An 18,916-nucleotide genomic window follows, 5' to 3' on the forward strand; every position below is an offset into this window, starting at 1 on the left:
CCGATACCCGATACAGGACCGGTATCGCAACGTGCGCCTATGTGAAGGGGACGTGACCGGAGTCACGTCCTGTTCAGCCCGTGGTCACTTCTTGCTCTCCAGAACGGCCTCCATGACGTTCTTCGCGATCGGCGCCGCGAGCCCGCCGCCGGAGATGTCGTCACGGACGGCGTTCTCGTCCTCGATCACCACGGCCACGGCGACGGGCGAGCCGCCGTCCTCGCCCTTGGCGTACGAGATGAACCAGGCGTAGGGGTTCTCACTGTTGTCGACACCGTGCTGCGCGGTGCCGGTCTTGCCGCCTACCGTGACGCCGTCGATCTGTGCGTTGGTTCCCGTGCCGTCCTTGACGACGGTTTCCATCATGTCCTGGAGGATCTGGGCGTTGTCCGCGGACAGCGGCTTGCTCATCTCCTCGGGGTCCGTCTTCTCGATGGTGTCGAGGTTGGGGGCCTGGAGTTCGTCGACCATGTACGGCTTCATCAGGGTGCCGTTGTTGGCGATGGCCGAGGTGACCATGGCCATCTGGAGCGGGGTGGCGGCGGTGTTGTACTGGCCGATGGCGGAGAGCGCGGTCTGCGACTTGTTCATGTCGTCCGAGAAGACGGAGGCGCTGGAGCGCACGGGGACGAACTGCTCCTCGGTGAAGCCGAACTTCTTGGCCGTCTCGAGCATCTTGTCGTTGCCGAGGTCGGAGCCGACCTTGCCGAAGACGGTGTTGCAGGACACGCGGAGTGCCTCGCGCAGGGTGGCGTCCTCGCAGGGGAGGTCGCCCTCGTTGGGCAGCTCGGTGGTGGTGCCGGGCATCGTCCAGGGCAGGGGGGAGTCGGTCTTCTCGTCCGCCGAGTCGTACAGGCCGTGTTCCAGGGCGGCGGCCGCGGTGAGCACCTTGAAGGTGGAGCCGGGCGGGTAGACCTCGCGCAGGGCGCGGTTGAGCATCGGGTCGTTCGGGTTGTTCTTCTTCTGGAGCTTGTTCCAGGCCTCGCCGGCCGCCTCGTTGCTGCCGGCGATCGAGGTGGGGTCGTAGGAGGGGTAGGAGGCCATCGAGAGGATCTTGCCGGTGGACGGTTCGATCGCGACGACGGCACCCTTGGCGCCCTGCTTCTTCAGACCGTCGTAGGCGGCCTTCTGGGCGGCGCTGTTGAGGGTGGTGACGACGTTGCCGCCCTCGCGCTTCTTGCCGGTGATCATGTCGAGGGTGTTGCGGAAGAAGAGCCGGTCGTCGTTGCCGGTGAGGATGCCGTCGTTGATGGCTTCGATCTGGGTGGCGCCGTAGGCCTGGGAGACGTAGCCGGTGACGGGCGCCCACATGGCGCCGTTCTTGTAGGTGCGCTTGTACTTGAAGTCGCCCTTGGTGGTGGCGTGGCCGGTGATGGCCTGGCCGTCGACGATGATGTCGCCGCGCGGGCTGGCGTACCGCTCGATGGCGACGCGGCGGTTGTGCTCGTCCTCCTTGAGCTCGTCCGCCTGGACGTACTGGAGCCAGTTGTCGCGGATGAGCAGGGTGAGGACGAGGAGGCCGCAGAAGATCGCGATTCGGCGCAGTGGCTTGTTCACGGTCGGACCACCTGGGTCATCTCGGCGTCTGGGTTGGCGGGAGCGGCGGGTGCTGGTCTGCGGGCGGTGTCGCTGATGCGCAGCAGGATGCCGATCAGGGCCCAGTTGGCGATGACCGAGGAGCCTCCGTAGGCGAGGAAGGGCATCGTCATGCCGGTGAGCGGGATGAGGCCCATGACGCCGCCGGCGACGACGAAGACCTGGAGGGCGAAGGCGCCGGAGAGGCCGATGGCGAGGAGCTTGCCGAACGGGTCGCGGGCGGCGAGGGCGGTGCGGACGCCGCGTTCCACGATCAACGCGTAGAGCAGGAGCAGGGCCATGAGGCCGGCCAGGCCGAGTTCCTCGCCGAAGGTGGCGAGGATGAAGTCGGAGTTGGCGGCGAACCGGATGAGCTCGGAGTGGCCCTGGCCCCAGCCGGTGCCGAGGGTGCCGCCGGAGCCGAAGGCCCACAGGGCCTGCATGGCCTGCTCGGAGTGGCCGCCGACGCCCGCGCGGGAGAGCGTGTACTCCTTCATCGGGTCGAGCCAGGCGTCGACGCGCTGCTGGATGTGGGGTTCGAAGCTGGCGACACCGACGGCGCCGACGGCGGACATCAGCAGACCGAAGACGATCCAGCTGGTCCGCTCGGTGGCGACGTACAGCATGATCACGAACATGCCGAAGAACAGCAGCGAGGTGCCGAGGTCGGTCTCGAAGACCAGGATGAGGATCGAGACCATCCAGACGACGAGGATGGGGCCGAGGTCGCGGCCGCGGGGCAGGTAGAGGCCCATGAAGCGGCGGCTGGCGAGTGCGAGCGCGTCGCGCTTCACCATCAGGTAGCCGGCGAAGAAGATCGCCAGGACGATCTTGGCGAACTCTCCGGGCTGGATGGAGAAGGAGCCGACCTGGATCCAGATCTTGGCGCCGTAGATGTTCTTGCCGAGGCCCGGCACCAGGGGGAGCAGCAGCAGGAACAGGGCGCCGACCATGGAGATGTAGGTGTAGCGCTGCAGGACGCGGTGGTCCTTGAGGAAGATCATCACGGCGACGAACAGGGCGATACCCATCGCGGTGTACATCAACTGCCGGGGTGCGGCGGTGCCGGCCTGCTCGATGTCCTGGAGGAGTTCGGACTGGTCGAGTCGCCAGATGGCGACGAGGCCGAGTCCGTTGAGCAGGGTGGCCAGGGGCAGCATCAGCGGGTCCGCGTACGGCGCGAACTTGCGCACGACGAGGTGGCCGACGCCGGCCAGGAGGCCGAGGCCGAGGCCGTAGCTCAGCAGGCCGGCGGGCACCTCGTCGTTGATGGCCAGGCCCACGTTGGCGTAGGCGAAGACCGGGATGAGGACGGCGAACACGAGCAGAGCCAGCTCGGTGTTGCGCCGGCTCGGGGCGCCGATGGCGCCGATCGTGGACGTGTGGTGCGTCGGCGAGTTGGTAGAACTGCTCATCGTGTGACAGGGCCTCTCACGGCTTGCCTACTGCTTACCGCACAGCGAGACGACCTTCTGCTCTTCCTCCGAGAGGGTCGGGCCGGAGCCTGGAGTGGGTGCGGTCGTGGACGGGGACTCGGACGATTCGGGTGCCTTCGGTGATCCCGAGGGGTTCGGGGTCGGTGAGGCCTTGGACGTGAAGGAGGCGGGTGTGGTTCCCGTGGTGCCTCCGGCCTCGCCCTCGCCCGTCTTCGCGTTCTTCTCGGTCTCCGCGGTGCGCCGGTCGGCCTGCTTCTTGCAGGCGGAGGCCTGCACCGCCAGTTCCTCGATCTTCGCCCGGGCGTCGGCCAGGTCGCTCTCGGGGATGGTGGCCTCGACCAGTTTCTGCTGGTAGGGCGGCAGGTACTTGAGTTCGATCTCGGGGTGATCCTTCTGGATCTTCGAGAGGGAGACCCAGGCGAGGTCCTGGCTGATGCCCCGGTACAGCGCGAGGTGGTCGTTGTTGGTGCCGACGTAGTACTGGGTCTGGGTCCAGCGCCAGCCGCCGTACGTGCCGCCGCCGATGACGGCGAGGGCGAGCACGGTGTAGAGGGACCTCTTCAGCCACTTGCGGCTTTTGCGGGGTTTGGTGAAGTCGTCGGGGCCGTAGTCGTCGAAGCCGCCGGCCGGGATGTAGCCGGTGGTGTCGCCGCTGCCGGGCGGGCCGAACTCGCCGCCGCCGCGCTGCCCGCCGCCCTGGCGGCCGAGTCCGGCGGCGCGGCCGGCCGGGGTCTGCATGATGCCGTTGTCGCCGAACTGGGCCTGGTTCTCGGCGACGGCGCCGACCACGATCGGGGTGTCGGAGAGCTGGCCGGCGAGGGTGTCACCGGTGTCGAGGTCGAGGACGTCGGCGATGATGACCGTGATGTTGTCGGGCCCGCCGCCGCGCAGGGCGAGCTGGATCAGCTCCTGGACGGTCTCCTGGGGGCCCTGGTAGCTGGCGAGGGTGTCCTCCATCGTCTGGTGGGAGACGACGCCGGAGAGTCCGTCGGAGCAGATGAGGTAGCGGTCGCCGGCCCTGACCTCGCGGATGGACAGGTCGGGCTCGACGTGGTCGCCGCTGCCGAGCGCGCGCATCAGCAGGGAGCGCTGCGGGTGGGTGCCGGCCTCCTCCTCGGTGATGCGGCCCTCGTCGACCAGGCGCTGAACCCAGGTGTGGTCCTGCGTGATCTGGGTGAGGACGCCGTCGCGCAGGAGGTAGGCGCGGGAGTCGCCGACGTGGACGAGGCCGAGGCGCTGGCCGGTCCAGAGCAGGGCGGTGAGGGTGGTGCCCATGCCTTCGAGGGCGGGGTCCTCCTCGACCATCTGCCGCAGCTGGTCGTTGGCGCGCTGTACGGCGGTGCCGAGGGAGGTGAGGATGTCGGAGCCGGGCACGTCGTCGTCGAGGGCGACGATGGTGGAGATCACCTCGGAGGAGGCGACCTCGCCGGCGGCCTGGCCGCCCATGCCGTCGGCGATGGCGAGCAGGCGCGGACCGGCGTAACCGGAGTCCTCGTTGCCCTCCCGGATCATGCCCTTGTGCGATCCGGCGGCGAAGCGCAGTGACAGACTCATGCGCACCTCGCCCGTCGGCTCCGGGTACAGCCGGTCGTGTCGAGCCACACTGCCCACCCTCCGGTCGGGAGCGCGCCGGGGCCCAGGGTGCCGGCCGCCGCTGCGTGCTCGCTCCGCTCGCGCTCATTCATTGGTGTAGCACTACTTCCGCAGCTCGATGACGGTCTTGCCGATGCGGATCGGCGACCCCGGCCCGATCGGTGTGGGGGTCGTCAGCCGGGACCGGTCCAGGTAGGTGCCGTTGGTGGAGCCCAGGTCCTCGACGATCCACTGGCCGTTCTGGTCGGGGTAGATCCTGGCATGGCGGCTGGAGGCGTAGTCGTCGTCCAGCACGATCGTCGAGTCGTGTGCCCGGCCGAGCGTGATGGTCTGGCCCTGGAGGGCAACGGTGGTGCCGGTGAGGGTGCCCTCCGTCACGACCAGTTTGGTGGGAGCGCCCCGGCGGCCCCGGCCGCCGCTCTGCTGCTGGCGCTGCGGTGGAGGCGCCTGTCCCTGGCGCGCGGCGGCCTGCTGCGGTCGGGCGGCTTCGCGCCGCGCTCCGCGCTGGGTGACCCGCGTGCCGAACAGGTCGCTGCGGATGACCTGCACGGCCACGATCACGAACAGCCACAATACGGCGAGAAAACCCAGCCGCATGACCGTGAGGGTCAGCTCTGACATTGCCCCCGGATCACCCTTCGGCTTGCCTGTAGATAACGGTGGTGCTGCCCACGACGATCCGCGAGCCGTCGCGGAGCGTAGCGCGGGTGGTGTGCTGCCCGTCCACCACGATGCCGTTGGTGGACCCGAGATCCTGGATCGTCGAGGGCGTTCCGGTCCGGATCTCGCAGTGCCGGCGGGAGACGCCGGGGTCGTCGATCCGCACGTCGGCCTCGGTGCTGCGTCCGAGCACGAGCGTCGCGCGGGAGATCTGATGGCGGGTGCCGTTGATCTCGATCCAGTGGCGGGTGCGTCCGCCGGCCGCGGGTGCGGGCGGGGGCTGCTGGCCGCCCGCGGGCTGCGGGTAGCCGTATCCGCCGGGGCGTCCGCCGGGTGGCGGCGCGGCCGGCATGGGCGGGGCGCCCGCGGGGGCGGCGGCCGGCGGGTAGCCGTAGCCACCGCCCGGGCCGCCGGGCCGCCCGGTGGGGGCAGGGGGAGCGGTGGGGCCCGCGGGAGCCGGGCCGCCCTGGTGGCTGCTGGAGGAGGCGAGCGTACGGCTGCGCACCCGGTACAGGCCGGTGTCGAGGTCGTCCGCCTTCTCCAGGTGGACCTTGATCGGTCCCATGAAGGTGTAGCGCTGCTGCTTGGCGTAGTCGCGGACCATGCCGGCGAGCTCGTCGCCGAGCTGGCCGGAGTAGGGGCTGAGGCGCTCGAAGTCGGGCGTGCTCAGTTCCACGATGAAGTCATTGGGTACGACGGTGCGGTCGCGGTTCCAGATGGTCGCGTTGTTGTCGCATTCGCGCTGGAGCGCTCCCGCGATCTCCACGGGCTGCACCTCGGACTTGAACACCTTCGCGAAGGTGCCGTTGACCAGACCTTCGAGACGCTGCTCGAACTTCTTCAGGACTCCCATGGGGCACCTCCTCCGTCGCTGCCGTCCTGTCCACTGCCTTGCGTACTGCTGCCGTGCGCACTGCTGCCTTGCGTCCTGCTTACGCGTGTACCGCTCACCCGCGCACTGCTTACTTGGTACTGCTTACTGATCGTATCCACGCGCCGGTCGATCGGCTGGTTCCCCCTGTCGGCCCGGTCGACGGGTGTCGACGCCTCTCGGAGTTCCCGCCGGAGCTCCCCTTCGAACTCTCGGGGTCCTTCGGGATGCTCTCCCGCAGGTACTCATGCCCAGGATCGTAGAGGCGGCCGCAGACCAGTGTCCCGCACCTGACTGTGGACCCCTACCGGCTCTTGGGGAGACGGGCCGGACCGGTACGAGGTTGATACGTGAACGGACCCGGGTCGATACGAGTGCCCGAGTGTCCGAAGGAGGGCGGGCGCCCTGCTCCCCGGGCCTTGCGCGCTGCCTGCCCCGCCTGGAAAGGGATGTGAATCCACCCGATCCAGCGTGCTAATGTTCTCGTGTCGGAAGGTGCCGGACCGCAAGGAAAGGCCCCGAGGACACACCCAATGCGCGGGTGGCGGAATAGGCAGACGCGCTGGATTCAGGTTCCAGTGCCCGAAAGGGCGTGGGGGTTCAACTCCCCCCTCGCGCACCAGCCGGAAGCCCCCCAGGTCTCGGACCTGGGGGGCTTCCGCATGCTCGGGCACGGCGCTGTGGGGGCGCCGTGCGGCCGCGGTGCGCTGTGAGGAAGGTCTCAGGACTCGCGGCGCCACAGGGCCGGCACGTTGGGCGGCTCCCAGCCCGTCATCGAGGTGTGCGCCTGGAGGCAGCGGTAGGAGCCGCCGCCGTACGTCACCCCGTCGCCGGCGGCGTAGGAGCGGCCGGCCGCCCAGGTGCCGCCCGGCGGGTCGGTCGGCGGGTCGGTGGGGCCGGGGCCCGGATCGCCGTCCACGTTCAGGACGAAGTCGAAGCTGCCCTCCTTGCCGCCGCCGACGCCGCGGACGTTCATCAGCAGCGCGGGGTCGAAGAGGGCGTCCGTGCTGTTGCGGGGCTCGCCGGGGAAGTACAGCTGGGTGGTCAGTACGGGTTCACCGGGCGCCTGTGCCTTGACGTGGATGTGCCGGGTGCGGCCCGGATAGAGGCCGGGGACGATCGTCCGCAGCGAGAACGCGCCCGTGGCGTCGGTGAACTGGTGGCCGCGGAAGGTGTATCCGGCCATGTCGTAGGCACCGGCGTTGTCGGCCTGCCAGAAGTCGAGGAGCACGCCGGGCAGCGGGGCGCAGTTGCGGCCGAAGACGTAGCCGCTGACGGTCAGCCGGGTACCGGCGGTGCCGGGCGTCACCAGGTTGGTGCGCAGCGGGGAGTTCGGCTTGAAGTAGGGGCCCTCCATCTGGTCGGGCGTCGGGTCGTCGCCGTCGTCGCAGAACGGGGTCGGCGGCAGGGCCTTCCCGGTGGAGGAGCGGGCGGCGTCCCGGGCGAGCGCGATGGAGCCGGTGGCGAGCAGCGGGACGGCGGCGCCGGCGGCGACGGCCGCCCTGAGCAGCGTCTTGCGGCTGATGCCGCGGTCGGCGGTGGTGCCGGTGTCGGTGTCCGGTCCGGGCCCGGTGCCGGGTTCGTCGGGGGTGGTGGGGGCGTCGGAGGTCATGGCGGTTCCTCGGTCTCGTCGGTGGGGTGGTCCCTGGGGAAGCTGGACGGGACGTGCGACATGCGGGACCTCGGGGACAGGGAGCGCGCTCGCCGCGCGGGGCAGGCTGCTGTCGTTGCTTCGGCGGGCGCGCTCCGTGGTGATCGCTGGAAACCGTATGCGGGCCGGTGGGGGCCCGGGCACCTCCTGTTTCGCCCCCTGCCCGGCGTTATGCGGGCGGCGGGACGGGGCGGGCGGGCCCGTGTACGGGCGGATCGCCCGGGGGTACGGTCGTGGCGCGTCGACGCCCGGGAGGGGCGGCGCGGACACGGGTACGGCACGGGTGCGCGTACGGGTACGAGTACGGGGAGGGCGGTCGCGATGACCGAGGCGACGGCGGGGACGACGGCGGGGGCGAGTGCGAGTGTGGGCGCGGTCGCGGACGCGGCGGAGGGCGTGCGGGTGCCGTTCGTGCCGGGGTTCGCGCGGTGGCCCGTCGGCGGCTCGCCGAAGGCGGAGGGCAAGGCGCTGCGCACGCGCGTTCCGCGGTCCGCGCACGCCGAGCTCGTCCTGGACGCCTCCCGGCCGGACGCGGTGAGCGCGGTCGAGGAGTCCAACCGCGGCCGGATACCCGGGCTCACCCCGATACGGGTGGGGCGGATGGCCGCCACACCGTTCGCCTTCCTGCGCGGGTCGGCGGGGCTGATGGCGTACGACCTGGCGCGTACGCCGACGACGGGGATCGGCGCCCAGATCTGCGGCGACGCGCACGCCGCCAACTTCGGTCTCTACGGTGACGCCCGCGGCGGCCTGGTCATCGACCTGAACGACTTCGACGAGACGGTCCACGGCCCCTGGGAGTGGGACCTCAAGCGCCTCGCCGCCTCGATCGTCCTCGCGGGCCGGGAGGCCGGCGCCGACGAGGACACCTGCCGCGAGGCCGCCCACGACACGGCGGGCGCCTACCGGCGCACCATGCGGCTGCTGGCGAAGCTCCCCACGCTGGACGCCTGGAACGCCATCGCGGACGAGGAACTCGTCTCCCACACCGACGCCCACGACCTGCTCGGCACGCTGGAACGGGTCTCCGAGAAGGCGCGGGCCAACACCAGCGGGCGCTTCGCCGCCAAGTCGACCGAGTCCACCGAGGACGGCGGGCGGCGCTTCGCCGACGCCCCGCCGGTGCTGCGGCGGGTCCCGGCCGGGGAGGCGGCGGCGGTCGCGGCCGCCCTGGAGCCCTATCTGGCCACCCTCTCCGAGGACCGGCTCCCGCTGCTGGCCCGGTACGCGGTGCACGACGTCGCCTTCCGGGTCGTCGGGACCGGCAGCGTGGGCACGCGGTCGTACGTCGTGCTGCTCCTGGACCACCGCGGTGAACCGCTCGTGCTCCAGGTGAAGGAGGCCAGGCCCTCCGCGCTGCTGCCCCATCTGGCGGCCGTCGGCTTCGACGCCCCCGAGGCCCCGCACGAGGGGCGCCGGGTGGTCATGGGGCAGAAGCGGATGCAGGTGGTCAGCGACATGCTGCTGGGCTGGACGGCGGTCGACGGGCGGCCGTTCCAGGTGCGGCAGTTCCGCAACCGCAAGGGCAGCGTCGACGCCACGGCCCTGGCCGCCGACCAGATGGACGACTACGGCCGCATGACCGGCGCCCTGCTGGCCCGCGCCCACGCGCACAGCGCCGACCCGCGGCTCATCGCCGGCTACTGCGGCAAGAACGACGAGCTGGACGAGGCGGTGTCCGCCTTCGCCGTGGCCTACGCCGACCGTACGGAGGCGGACCACGCGGAACTGGTGGGCGCGGTGCGGGCGGGGCGGGTCGCGGCGGAACTGGGGGTGTGACGCTCCCGCCGCCCGTGCCGGAGCGCCCCGGAGGCGGCGGGGCGTGGCCGCCTCGGACGGCGTACGTCGTGCGCGGGCGGCCAGGGCGCGCGCCGGGTACGGCGGGCCGGGCGGCGCCGGACGGGGTGTGGCCTACGCTGGTCGGGTGACGACCCCGGAAGCTGAGCAGGGTGGTGGCGGCGCCGGTGCGGAGCCGGCGGCGACGCCCGAGGACGGTGCGCCGCGTCCCGAGGAACGGCTGGAACAGGCCGTACGGGCCGCCGAGCAGGCACTCATCGAGTACGAGATCGCGCTGGAGACCTTCCGTGTGGAGGTCGAGAACTTCTCACGCCTGCACGAACAGCGGCTCGGCCCGGTGTACGCGCGGCTCGAGGAGCTGGAGGCGCAGATCCTGGAGGCCAGGGCGGCCGGCACCGGCGACGCCGAGGACCGCCGCCGGGCCGACGAGGCGCGGGCCCGGCTGATGCCGATCCCCGGGGTCGAGGAACTGCTGAACGGCTGGATGGACGGGGACGGACTGTTCCCGGAGGCCACGGCGATGCTCACGGACCAGGCGGTACGTCCCCCGCAGCGGGTCCGGCCCGGCGAGGAGGCCCGCAAGCTCTACCGCGAATTGGTCCGCAAGGCCCACCCCGACCTGGCGCAGGAGGACGAGGAGCGGACCCGGCGCGAGGAATTCATCACCCGGGTCAACGCCGCCTACGCCCGTGGTGACGCGGCTCAGCTGCGGGAGCTGGCAGAGGAGTGGGCCGCCGGTCCGGCGCCCGAGCGGCGTCCGAGCCGCGGCGAGGAGCTGTACGCCCGCCTCGAATGGCTCGACCGGCGCAAGGAGATGCTCACGCTGCTGGCCAAGGAGCTGGAGGAGAGCGCGATCGGCGGCATGCTCCGGCTGGCCCCGGACGACCCCGACCGGCTGCTGGAGGAGATCGCCGAGCAGCTGGCGACCCAGGTGCGGGAGCGCGAGGCCGAACTGGCGGCGGCGCTCGGGCGGGACTGAGCCGGGCGGGGGCTCCGGTAGCGTCTGGGGCATGAGTTTCGGAGCTGGTGTGCCCACGGTCGAGGTCACGGACCTCAAGGACGGCGACTTCCTGCTGGACGTCCGCGAGGACGACGAGTGGCAGGCGGGTCACGCCGCCGGGGCGCTGCACATTCCCATCAGCGAGTTCGTGGCCCGGTACGGTGAGCTGACCGAGGCCGCGCCGCAGGACGGCCGGATCCACGTGATCTGCCGTTCCGGCGGTCGCTCGGCCCAGGTCACCATGTATCTGGCCCAGCAGGGCATCGACGCCGTGAACGTCGACGGCGGCATGCAGGTGTGGGCCGCGGCCGGCCGCCCGGTGGTGGACGGGAAGGGCGAGCCGGGGCACGTTCTCTAGGGCCGCTCGGGTCGTCTCCGGGTCGTCTTCGGGCCGTCTCCCCGGGTTGCCTCCGGCTCGTCTCCGGGTCATCTCCGTGTCACCGTGCGCGCCGCCGCGCGGTGACGATGTGGTGACTGCCACTGCGCGGTCGGTCCGCCGGGGGCTGTGCGGGCGGACGGTCCTGAGTACCGTTCCCGTTCGGACGCTGCCGAGCAGCCGCACGAGTGGCGCGCGGGCGAGCCCCGCGGCGGGTGGGCGGTACGACGGATCGGGACCGGAACGGGGCGGAATGGACGCGTACGACACAGGCTCGGACGTCCCGCGGGGGCGGGACGAGCAGGGGGGACGGGGCGCACCGGATCGGCCGGATCGGCCGGATCGGCCGGATCGGCTGGATCGGCCGGAGGTCCCGGTCGGGACGGACGGCGGTCGTGCGGAAGCCGGCGGTGCCGGGACGGAGGGGGCCGACGGGCCCGATGAGTCCGACGGATCAGACGGGGCTGGGACCGGGACCGGGTCCGAGGCCGGCATGCGAGCCGGCACCCGTACGGCCACCGCGGTGCCCCGGCAGGCGACCGCGGCGCCCCGTACCGGTGTCTCCGCGCTCTCCACGCGCTATCAGGTCGGTGCCGTGGCCGCCCTCGCGGTCGTCGTCGTCGCCGTCTGCGCCCACCTCGGCCTGGTGTTCCTGCACGTGGCACCGTCGAACACCCTCACCAAGCAGCACGGCGAGGCGGTGGACGAGTGGGTCTTCCCGGAGTTCGAGCAGAACTGGAAGCTCTTCGCGCCCAACCCGCTCCAGCAGAACGTCTCCGTCCAGGTCCGCGCGGAGGTGAGCACGGCGGACGGCGCGATACGCACGACCGGCTGGTTCGACCTGTCCGCCGAGGACGGCCGGGGCATCGACGGCAATCCGCTGCCGAGCCACACCCAGCAGAACGAACTCCGCCGGGCCTGGGACTTCTTCGTCGCCACCCACGACTCCGACGACCGCCCGGTGGACCTGCGGGGCACGCTGTCCGAGGACTATCTGCGCCGCATCGCCGTCCTGCGCCTGGACCGGAACGACGCCGCCGGGCCGGGCGGTGTCGTCGAGCGCGTCCAGTACCGTTCCCGGACCACCAACGTGGAGCCGCCCTCGTGGAGCGGTGAGAAGGTCTCCGACCGGCCGACCTACCGTGAGCTGCCCTGGTGGCCGGTGGCTGCCCGTGAGAAGGAAGGGGACGCCGCGTGACCGGCATCGCCCCCTCGGTCTCCCGCGGCATCGCCCGCGTCACCGGCGCCGCGCTCGGCCCGTACCAGACCGCCGTGATCCGTATCGGCTTCAGCGCCACCTGGCTGCTCTTCCTGCTGCGCGAGCTGCCCCACCGCCACGAGCTGTACGGTCCCGAGAGCCCCTGGGGCCACGACCTCGCCGAGCAGCTGATCGCGGACAACGGCGCCTTCACGGTGCTGATGTGGTCCGACGGGCGGGTCTGGTTCGAGATCGTCTACGCGCTGGCCGTCCTGAGCAGTGTGCTGCTCCTGCTGGGCTGGCGCACCCGGACCATGTCCGTGATCTTCATGGTCGGCGTGCTCTCGCTGCAGAACCGCAGCGTCTTCATGGGGGACGGCGGCGACAACGTCCTGCACCTGATGAGCATCTACCTGGTGCTCACGCGCTGCGGCCAGGTGTGGTCGCTGGACGCGCGCCGGGCGCGGCGTGCGGGTGGGGCACGCGCGCGTGGGGACCGGGTCGGGCCGGCGCTGTGGTGGGTGTTCGGGTTCGTACTGCTCACCATGACGTCGGCGGGCGGGCTGGACGGCGACTGGTTCGTTCCGGCGCTGCTGTGGGCGGTGTGGGCCGCGCAGGGCCTGTGGTGGGCCGTGGGGCGCTGGGCCGGTGGCGGTGAGCCGAGGATCCTGCTCGACGTGGTCGCCAACATCGTGCACAACGGCGCGCTGGTCGTGATCATGGCCGAGGCCTGTCTGATCTACGCGACCGCGGGCTGGTACAAGATCCAGGGGTCGCGCTGGCAGGACGGCACCGCGGTTTACTACCCGCTCAACCTGGAGTACTTCTCGCCCTGGCCCGCGCTCTCCGACGCGCTGGCCGCCAACGGCACGATGGTCATGCTCATCACCTACGGCACGGTCGCCGTGCAGGTCGCGTTCCCGTTCACGCTGTTCAACCGGCGGGTCAAGAACGTGCTGCTGGCCGCCATGATGACCGAGCACGCGGTGATCGCCGTGGTGCTGGGGCTGCCGTTCTTCTCGCTGGCGATGATCGCCGCGGACGCGGTCTTCCTGCCGACCTCCTTCCTGCGCCGGCTGGGCGGCCGGGCGGCACGCGCGCGTGCCGGGCTGCTGGGCCGATGGCCGGGCCGATTGCCGGGTCGGCCGACGGCCGGGCGTGGTGACGGCGGTGGGGACGGCGGTGGTGACGGCGGTGGTGACGGCCGTACGGCGGCGGTGCCCGGGCCCCGCTCCCAGGAGGCCGCGGAGAACGACAAGGACCCCGGCCACACGCACGTAGGCTTCCGGGCATGACCGACCCAGACCTCGACCCGCCGGCCGTCTGGCGCCGGCACGCCGGACCGTGCGTGCTGCTCGACGGGTTCCACACCCTCAAGCACGCGCTGCGTTTCGGCGCCGAGGTTCCGGTGGCCGTCACCGCCGACCGCGCGGGTGCCCTGGCCCTCGCCGAGGAGCTGGCGCCCGACGTACGGGACGCCATGGGCGCTCTGCTGGCAGAGGTGTCGCAGGAGACGTACGCCTCCCTCGTTCCGCGTCCGCATCCCACCGCCGTGGCCGCCCTGGCCGTGCGGCCCTCGCGTGCGGCCAGCCTGCGGGCGCTGGCGCACACGCCCCGCCGTACGCCCGTGTTGGTCCTCGACCAGCCGCGCAACCTCGGCAACGCGGGGGCGGTGATCCGGCTGGCCGCCGGTTTCGGGGCGACCGGTGTGGTCACCACGGGCACGCTCGATCCGTGGCATCCCACAGTGGTGCGCGGTGGGGCGGGGCTGCACTTCGCGACCGCCGTGGAGCGGCTGGAGGTCGGGGAGCTGCCGCCGGGGCCGGTGTTCGCGCTGGACCCGGAGGGCGAGGACATCCGCGGGCTGAAGCTGCCGGACGACGCGTTGCTCGCGTTCGGCTCGGAGCGCAGCGGGCTGTCGCGGGAGCTGCGCGCGCGTGCCGACCATCTGGCGGCGCTGCCGATGCGCCCCCAGGTCTCCAGCTACAACCTCGCGACCAGTGTGGCCATGACGCTGTACCACTGGAGCGCCGGCGGGGGCGCACCGCGGGTGCCGTAGGTCTGCCGGTCTGCCGGTCGCCGGTCTGCCGTCTCAGGCCTGTCGGCGGACCTCCACCACCCGGAAGCGGTTGGCCACGAACGCCCCGTCGCACAGGGCGGCGTTGGCCGCCGGGTTGCCGCCCGAGCCGTGGAAGTCGGAGAAGGCGGCCGTCTGGTTGACGTACACCCCGCCGGTGAGGTTGAGGGACAGCTGGGCCGCCTCCTCCAGGCAGGCCTCCCGCACGGACTGCTCGACCTCCGCGTCGGTCGTGTAGGCGCCCACCGTCATCGCGCCCTTCTCCCGGATGCTGTGCCGCAGCAGGTCCACGGCGTGCTGTGCGGAGTCGACGGCGACGGCGAAGGAGACCGGGCCGAAGCACTCGCTGGTGTAGGCGGCCTCGTCGTCGGGCTTGGCGCCGTCCAGCTTGACGATCACCGGGGTGCGCACGACCGCGTCCGGGAAGTCAGGGTTGGTCACCTCGCGGGAGGCCAGGGCGACCTCGCCGAGGCCGGCGGCGGCCTCCAGGCGGGCCTTGACGTCCGGGTTGACGATCGCGCCGAGCAGGGCGTTCGCGCGGGCGTCGTCGCCGAGGAGTCCGTCGACGGCGCGCGCGAGGTCGGCGGTCACCTCGTCGTACGTCTTGGGGCCCTGGTCGGTGCGGATGCCGTCGCGGGGGATGAGCAGGTTCTGCGGGGTGGTGCACATCTGGCCGCTGTAGAGGGAGAGGGAGAAGGCCAGGTTGGCGAGCATCCCCTTGTAGTCGTCGGTGGAGTCGACGATCACCGTGTTGACGCCGGCCTTCTCGGTGAAGACCTGGGCCTGGCGGGCGTTGGCCTCCAGCCAGTCGCCGAAGGAGGTGGAGCCGGTGTAGTCGATGATCCGGATCTCGGGGCGGGTCGCCAGGGTCTTGGCGATGCCCTCGCCGGGGCGCTCGGCGGCCAGCGCGACCAGGTTCGGGTCGAAACCGGCCTCGGTGAGGACGTCGCGGGCGACCTGCACGGTGAGCGCGAGCGGCAGCACCGCGCGCGGGTGGGGCTTGACCAGGACCGCGTTGCCGGTGGCGAGGGAGGCGAACAGGCCCGGGTAGCCGTTCCAGGTCGGGAAGGTGTTGCAGCCGATGACCAGGCCGATGCCGCGCGGGACCGGCGTGAACTGCTTGGTGAGCGCGAGCGGGTCGCGCTTGCCCTGCGGCTTGGTCCACTCCGCCGTGTCGGGCGTGCGGACCTGCTCCACGTACGCGTAGGCCACGGCCTCCATGCCGCGGTCCTGCGCGTGCGGGCCGCCCGCCTGGAAGGCCATCATGAAGGCCTGCCCGGAGGTGTGCATGACCGCCTGCGCGAACTCCATCGTCCGGGCGGCGATCCGTCCGAGGATCTCCAGGCAGACCATCGCGCGCAGCTCCGCGCCCGCGTCCCGCCACGCCTTCTGGCCGGCCTTCATGGCGGGCAGCAGCACGTCGAGGTCGGCGTGCGGGTACTCCACGCCCAGCTCGACACCGTACGGGGAGATCTCGCCGCCGACCCAGCCGTCGGTGCCGGGCTGGTCGAGGTCGAGGCGGGTGCCGAGCAGGGCGTCGAAGGCGGCCTTGCCCGCGGGCATGTCCAGGCTGCCGTTCTCCCCGTAGGCCTTGGGGTGCTCGGGGTGGGGGGACCAGTACGCGCGCGTGCGGATCGTCTCCAGCGCCAGGTCCAGGGTCGGCCGGTGCTGGGCGATCAGCTGGTGTGCGGTGAGTTCGGCGGCCATGCGGGACCAACTCCTCGTCTCTCACGAACTCGCCGTCGACTCCTCGTCGACGCTTCGTCGAGTCCGTGGACCTGGGGGAAAACCTGGGCAGAAACAGGCGGACACGGCTAGAGTAACCGAACGATCGGTCGGGACAAGGGGGACCGCCGCATCTGTGGAAAACCCCGTGCGGGAGGATCGCGCACATGACAGCACTCGACCTCAGCAGCCCCGTGGCCGTCGTCGGCACCGGCACCATGGGCCAGGGCATCGCCCAGGTGGCGCTGGTCGCGGGCCATCCCGTGCGGCTGTACGACGCCGTCCCCGGGCGGGCCCGGGAAGCGGCGGACGCGATCGGCGCCCGGCTCGACCGGCTCGTCGAGAAGGAACGGCTCACCGGCGCCGGGCGGGACGCGGCCCGTGCCCGGCTCCGGCCCGCCGAGACCCTCGCCGACCTCGCCGACTGCGCGCTGGTCGTCGAGGCGGTCCTGGAACGGCTGGACGTCAAGCAGGAGCTGTTCCGGGCGCTGGAGGACGTCGTCGGCGACGACTGCCTGCTCGCCACCAACACCTCCTCCCTGTCCGTCACCGCCATCGGCGGCGCGCTGCGCGCCCCCGGCCGCTTCGTCGGCCTGCACTTCTTCAACCCCGCGCCGCTGCTGCCGCTGGTGGAGGTGGTCTCCGGGTTCGCCACCGACGCCGCGTCGGCCACGCGCGCGTACGAGACGGCCCGCGCCTGGGGGAAGACCCCGGTCGCCTGCGCCGACACCCCCGGCTTCGTCGTCAACCGTGTCGCCCGGCCCTTCTACGCCGAGGCCCTCGCGGTCCACGAGTTGCGGGCCGCCGACCCGGCCACCATCGACGCGGTGCTGCGCGAGTCCGGCGGCTTCAGGATGGGCGCCTTCGAGCTGACCGACCTGATCGGGCAGGACGTCAACGAGTCGGTCACGCACTCCGTGTGGCAGGCGTTCTTCCAGGACGCGCGCTTCACGCCGTCGCTGGCTCAGCGCCGCCTGGTCGAGTCCGGCCGGCTCGGCCGCAAGAGCGGGCAGGGCTGGTACGACTACCGGGACGGTGCCGAGCGGCCCGAGCCGCACACCGCCGAACCGGCCGACCGGCCCGCGTACGTGGTCGTCGAGGGGGACCTGGGACCGGCCGCCGAGCTGGTCACGCTGATCCGCGAGGCGGGCATCGAGGTCCGCGAGGAGGACCAGGGCACCGGGTCGCTCGTGCTGCCCAGCGGCGGGCGGCTGCGCCTCACCGACGGGCAGACCTCGGCCGAGCTGGGCGGCGTCGTCCACTTCGACCTCGCCCTCGACTACCGGCGGGCCACCCGCCTCGCCCTCGCGCCCTCCGAGGCCACCTCGCCCCGCGCCCTCGCCGAGGCCACCGGCCTGTTCCAGGCGCTCGGCAAGGAGGTCAGCGTCGTCGGCGACGTGCCCGGCATGATCGTGGCGCGGACGGTCGCGCGGATCGTCGACCTGGCGTACGACGCGGTCGCCCGGGGCGTGGCCTCGGCGGAGGACGTCGACACCGCGATGCGCCTCGGTGTGAACTACCCGCTCGGGCCCGTCGAGTGGGGCCGCCGACTGGGCCTGTGGTGGGTGTACGAGCTGCTGGGTGAGCTGCACGAACGCGAGCCCTCCGGGCGCCACGCCCCGTCCCTCGCGCTCCGCCGTCACGCGCACGCCTCCGACGCAGGGGAGGGCATCCCCTCATGAGCACCGCCAAGCGCGACACGTACACGCCCGAGACACTGCTGTCCGTCGCCGTGCAGGTCTTCATCGAGCGCGGCTACGACGGCACCTCCATGGAGCACCTCTCCAGGGCGGCCGGTATCTCCAAGTCGTCGATCTACCACCACGTCACGGGCAAGGAGGAGCTGTTGCGCCGGGCCGTGAGCCGGGCCCTGGACGAGCTGTTCGGGATCCTCGACGAGGACCACGCGCGCGTGGGGTCCGCCGCCGAGCGGCTGGAGTACGTCGTGCGGCGCATGGTCGAGGTGCTCATGGCCGAACTGCCGTACGTCACGCTGCTGCTGCGGGTGCGCGGCAACACCGGCACCGAGCGGTGGGCGCTGGAGCGGCGGCGCGAGTTCGACCACCGGGTCGCCGACCTGCTGAAGGCCGCGGCGGCCGAGGGGGACGTGCGCGCGGACGTGGAGGTGCGGCTCGCGACGCGTCTGGTCTTCGGCATGATCAACTCGATCGTCGAGTGGTACCGGCCCGACGGTCCCCACGGTTGCGGCGGCCGCGGCGGCGCGGGCGAGCGCGAAGTGGTCGACGCGGTGGCGCGGTTGGTCTTCGGGGGTCTGCGCAAGGCGTCCTGAGCGGCCACTCGTCTCCGGCCCGGCGGTCAGCTCTGCGGTTCCAGGTCCTCCGTCTCGAACACCAGCAGGGTGCGCGTGCTGAGCACCTCCGGGATGGCCTGGAGACGGCTGAGCACCAGTTCGCGCAGGGCGCGGTTGTCCGGGGTGTGCACCAGCAGCAGGACGTCGAAGTCGCCGCCCACCAGGGCGATGTGCGAGGCCCCGGGGAGCTGCCGGAGCTGCGCGCGGACCGTGCGCCAGGTGTTCTGCACGATCTTCAGGGTGATGTACGCCGAGGTGCCGTGCCCGGCGCGTTCGTGGTCGACGCGGGCGCCGAAGCCGCGGATGACGCCGTCCTCGACGAGCCGGTTGATGCGCGCGTAGGCGTTCGCGCGCGAGACGTGCACCCGCTCGGCGACCGAGCGTATCGAGGCGCGGCCGTCCGCCTGGAGCATGCGCAGGATGTCCTGATCGATGGCGTCCAGCGGGCGCGGGGGCGGCGGGGCGCCGGCGTCGTCCGGGCCGTCGGCTTCCTCCGGGCGTTCGGCCATTTGTTCAGATGCCATGTGCCCCCGCCTTCTTACGATGGACGTACTGCGTCCATCTCAGGCTGTGGAGAACCGTTTGTCCACAGCCTGGGGCCGCCTGTAGCCAAAATGCGCCGACGACCGAACAATCGGTAGGTGAG

General features: G+C 71.9%; 16 protein-coding genes and 1 tRNA gene. 9 read left to right on the top strand and 8 right to left on the bottom strand.

The features are described from left to right. Positions 1-84: 84 nt before the first annotated feature. From ACFW48_RS14580 to fhaA, 5 genes are all read right to left on the bottom strand, one after another. A complete protein-coding gene (locus ACFW48_RS14580) occupies positions 85-1,557 on the bottom strand; it encodes a peptidoglycan D,D-transpeptidase FtsI family protein (protein ID WP_386314305.1) in 1,473 nt (490 codons plus the stop codon). Next, on the bottom strand, positions 1,554-2,990 hold the full coding sequence (locus ACFW48_RS14585) for an FtsW/RodA/SpoVE family cell cycle protein (protein ID WP_386314308.1): 1,437 nt from the start codon (positions 2,988-2,990) through the stop codon (positions 1,554-1,556). The genes ACFW48_RS14580 and ACFW48_RS14585 overlap by 4 nt, the downstream gene beginning before the upstream one ends. Positions 2,991-3,017: 27 nt before the next feature. Further along, positions 3,018-4,565 carry a Stp1/IreP family PP2C-type Ser/Thr phosphatase gene (locus ACFW48_RS14590; RefSeq protein ID WP_386314896.1) on the bottom strand — a complete coding sequence of 516 codons (1,548 nt, stop codon included), beginning with the start codon at positions 4,563-4,565 and terminating at the stop codon, positions 3,018-3,020. A 141-nt stretch (positions 4,566-4,706) separates the two neighbouring features. After that, the gene (gene fhaB / locus ACFW48_RS14595) at positions 4,707-5,225 is read right to left on the bottom strand and encodes an antibiotic biosynthesis regulator FhaB (protein WP_386314311.1); all 519 of its coding nucleotides are present in this window, start codon (positions 5,223-5,225) and stop codon (positions 4,707-4,709) included. A 10-nt stretch (positions 5,226-5,235) separates the two neighbouring features. Then, positions 5,236-6,117, bottom strand: a complete 882-nt coding sequence (gene fhaA, locus ACFW48_RS14600; RefSeq protein WP_386314313.1) for an antibiotic biosynthesis regulator FhaA — start codon at positions 6,115-6,117, stop codon at positions 5,236-5,238. A 553-nt stretch (positions 6,118-6,670) separates the two neighbouring features. Between fhaA and ACFW48_RS14605 the strand changes: the two genes are divergently transcribed. After that, positions 6,671-6,757, top strand: a tRNA-Leu gene (locus ACFW48_RS14605). A 99-nt stretch (positions 6,758-6,856) separates the two neighbouring features. Here ACFW48_RS14605 and ACFW48_RS14610 read toward each other — a convergent pair. Next, complete coding sequence (locus ACFW48_RS14610; RefSeq protein ID WP_386314316.1) at positions 6,857-7,747, bottom strand: carbohydrate-binding protein; 891 nt, start codon at positions 7,745-7,747, stop codon at positions 6,857-6,859. A gap of 360 nt (positions 7,748-8,107) precedes the next feature. On the opposite strand from ACFW48_RS14610, the gene ACFW48_RS14615 reads away from it, so the two are divergent. The 6 genes from ACFW48_RS14615 to ACFW48_RS14640 all read left to right on the top strand — a co-directional run bounded on the left by ACFW48_RS14615 (position 8,108) and on the right by ACFW48_RS14640 (position 14,216). Further along, complete coding sequence (locus ACFW48_RS14615; protein WP_386314318.1) at positions 8,108-9,565, top strand: DUF2252 domain-containing protein; 1,458 nt, start codon at positions 8,108-8,110, stop codon at positions 9,563-9,565. Between the two features lie 145 nt (positions 9,566-9,710). Then, entirely contained in the window at positions 9,711-10,562 is an 852-nt protein-coding gene (locus tag ACFW48_RS14620) for a hypothetical protein (protein ID WP_386314321.1), read from the top strand. A 49-nt stretch (positions 10,563-10,611) separates the two neighbouring features. After that, positions 10,612-10,941, top strand: a complete 330-nt coding sequence (locus ACFW48_RS14625) for a rhodanese-like domain-containing protein (protein WP_376674595.1) — start codon at positions 10,612-10,614, stop codon at positions 10,939-10,941. Between the two features lie 271 nt (positions 10,942-11,212). Then, a complete protein-coding gene (locus ACFW48_RS14630; protein ID WP_386314324.1) occupies positions 11,213-12,157 on the top strand; it encodes a DUF5819 family protein in 945 nt (314 codons plus the stop codon). Next, complete coding sequence (locus ACFW48_RS14635) at positions 12,154-13,452, top strand: HTTM domain-containing protein (protein ID WP_386314327.1); 1,299 nt, start codon at positions 12,154-12,156, stop codon at positions 13,450-13,452. The genes ACFW48_RS14630 and ACFW48_RS14635 overlap by 4 nt, the downstream gene beginning before the upstream one ends. Beyond that, positions 13,449-14,216, top strand: a complete 768-nt coding sequence (locus ACFW48_RS14640) for a TrmH family RNA methyltransferase (RefSeq protein WP_386314330.1) — start codon at positions 13,449-13,451, stop codon at positions 14,214-14,216. The genes ACFW48_RS14635 and ACFW48_RS14640 overlap by 4 nt, the downstream gene beginning before the upstream one ends. 33 nt (positions 14,217-14,249) lie before the next feature. Here ACFW48_RS14640 and paaN read toward each other — a convergent pair whose 3' ends face one another. Beyond that, on the bottom strand, positions 14,250-15,941 hold the full coding sequence (gene paaN, locus ACFW48_RS14645; RefSeq protein ID WP_386314333.1) for a phenylacetic acid degradation protein PaaN: 1,692 nt from the start codon (positions 15,939-15,941) through the stop codon (positions 14,250-14,252). A 185-nt stretch (positions 15,942-16,126) separates the two neighbouring features. Between paaN and ACFW48_RS14650 the strand changes: the two genes are divergently transcribed. Both ACFW48_RS14650 and ACFW48_RS14655 read left to right on the top strand, forming a co-directional pair. Then, the gene (locus ACFW48_RS14650) at positions 16,127-17,641 is read left to right on the top strand and encodes a 3-hydroxyacyl-CoA dehydrogenase (RefSeq protein ID WP_386314336.1); all 1,515 of its coding nucleotides are present in this window, start codon (positions 16,127-16,129) and stop codon (positions 17,639-17,641) included. Beyond that, complete coding sequence (locus tag ACFW48_RS14655; protein ID WP_386314339.1) at positions 17,638-18,249, top strand: TetR/AcrR family transcriptional regulator; 612 nt, start codon at positions 17,638-17,640, stop codon at positions 18,247-18,249. Before ACFW48_RS14650 ends, ACFW48_RS14655 begins: the two co-directional genes overlap by 4 nt. Before the next feature lie 26 nt (positions 18,250-18,275). Here the strand turns inward: ACFW48_RS14655 and ACFW48_RS14660 are convergent, their stop codons facing one another. After that, entirely contained in the window at positions 18,276-18,779 is a 504-nt protein-coding gene (locus ACFW48_RS14660) for an Lrp/AsnC family transcriptional regulator (protein WP_386314900.1), read from the bottom strand. Positions 18,780-18,916: the final 137 nt, after the last annotated feature.

It is taken from the genome of Streptomyces sp. NPDC058812 (assembly GCF_042744565.1).
GTDB lineage: Bacteria > Actinomycetota > Actinomycetes > Streptomycetales > Streptomycetaceae > Streptomyces > Streptomyces thinghirensis.

Bases quoted from the DNA above. Each gene is read 5' to 3' on its own strand.
- ACFW48_RS14585 (WP_386314308.1), bottom strand. From the start codon at position 2,990: ATGAGCAGTTCTACCAACTCGCCGACGCACCACACGTCCACGATCGGC.
- ACFW48_RS14590 (WP_386314896.1), bottom strand. From the start codon at position 4,565: ATGAGTCTGTCACTGCGCTTCGCCGCCGGATCGCACAAGGGCATGATC.
- fhaB (WP_386314311.1), bottom strand. From the start codon at position 5,225: ATGTCAGAGCTGACCCTCACGGTCATGCGGCTGGGTTTTCTCGCCGTA.
- fhaA (WP_386314313.1), bottom strand. From the start codon at position 6,117: ATGGGAGTCCTGAAGAAGTTCGAGCAGCGTCTCGAAGGTCTGGTCAAC.
- ACFW48_RS14610 (WP_386314316.1), bottom strand. From the start codon at position 7,747: ATGACCTCCGACGCCCCCACCACCCCCGACGAACCCGGCACCGGGCCC.
- ACFW48_RS14615 (WP_386314318.1), top strand. From the start codon at position 8,108: ATGACCGAGGCGACGGCGGGGACGACGGCGGGGGCGAGTGCGAGTGTG.
- ACFW48_RS14630 (WP_386314324.1), top strand. From the start codon at position 11,213: ATGGACGCGTACGACACAGGCTCGGACGTCCCGCGGGGGCGGGACGAG.
- ACFW48_RS14640 (WP_386314330.1), top strand. From the start codon at position 13,449: ATGACCGACCCAGACCTCGACCCGCCGGCCGTCTGGCGCCGGCACGCC.
- paaN (WP_386314333.1), bottom strand. From the start codon at position 15,941: ATGGCCGCCGAACTCACCGCACACCAGCTGATCGCCCAGCACCGGCCG.
- ACFW48_RS14650 (WP_386314336.1), top strand. From the start codon at position 16,127: ATGACAGCACTCGACCTCAGCAGCCCCGTGGCCGTCGTCGGCACCGGC.
- ACFW48_RS14655 (WP_386314339.1), top strand. From the start codon at position 17,638: ATGAGCACCGCCAAGCGCGACACGTACACGCCCGAGACACTGCTGTCC.
- ACFW48_RS14660 (WP_386314900.1), bottom strand. From the start codon at position 18,779: ATGGCCGAACGCCCGGAGGAAGCCGACGGCCCGGACGACGCCGGCGCC.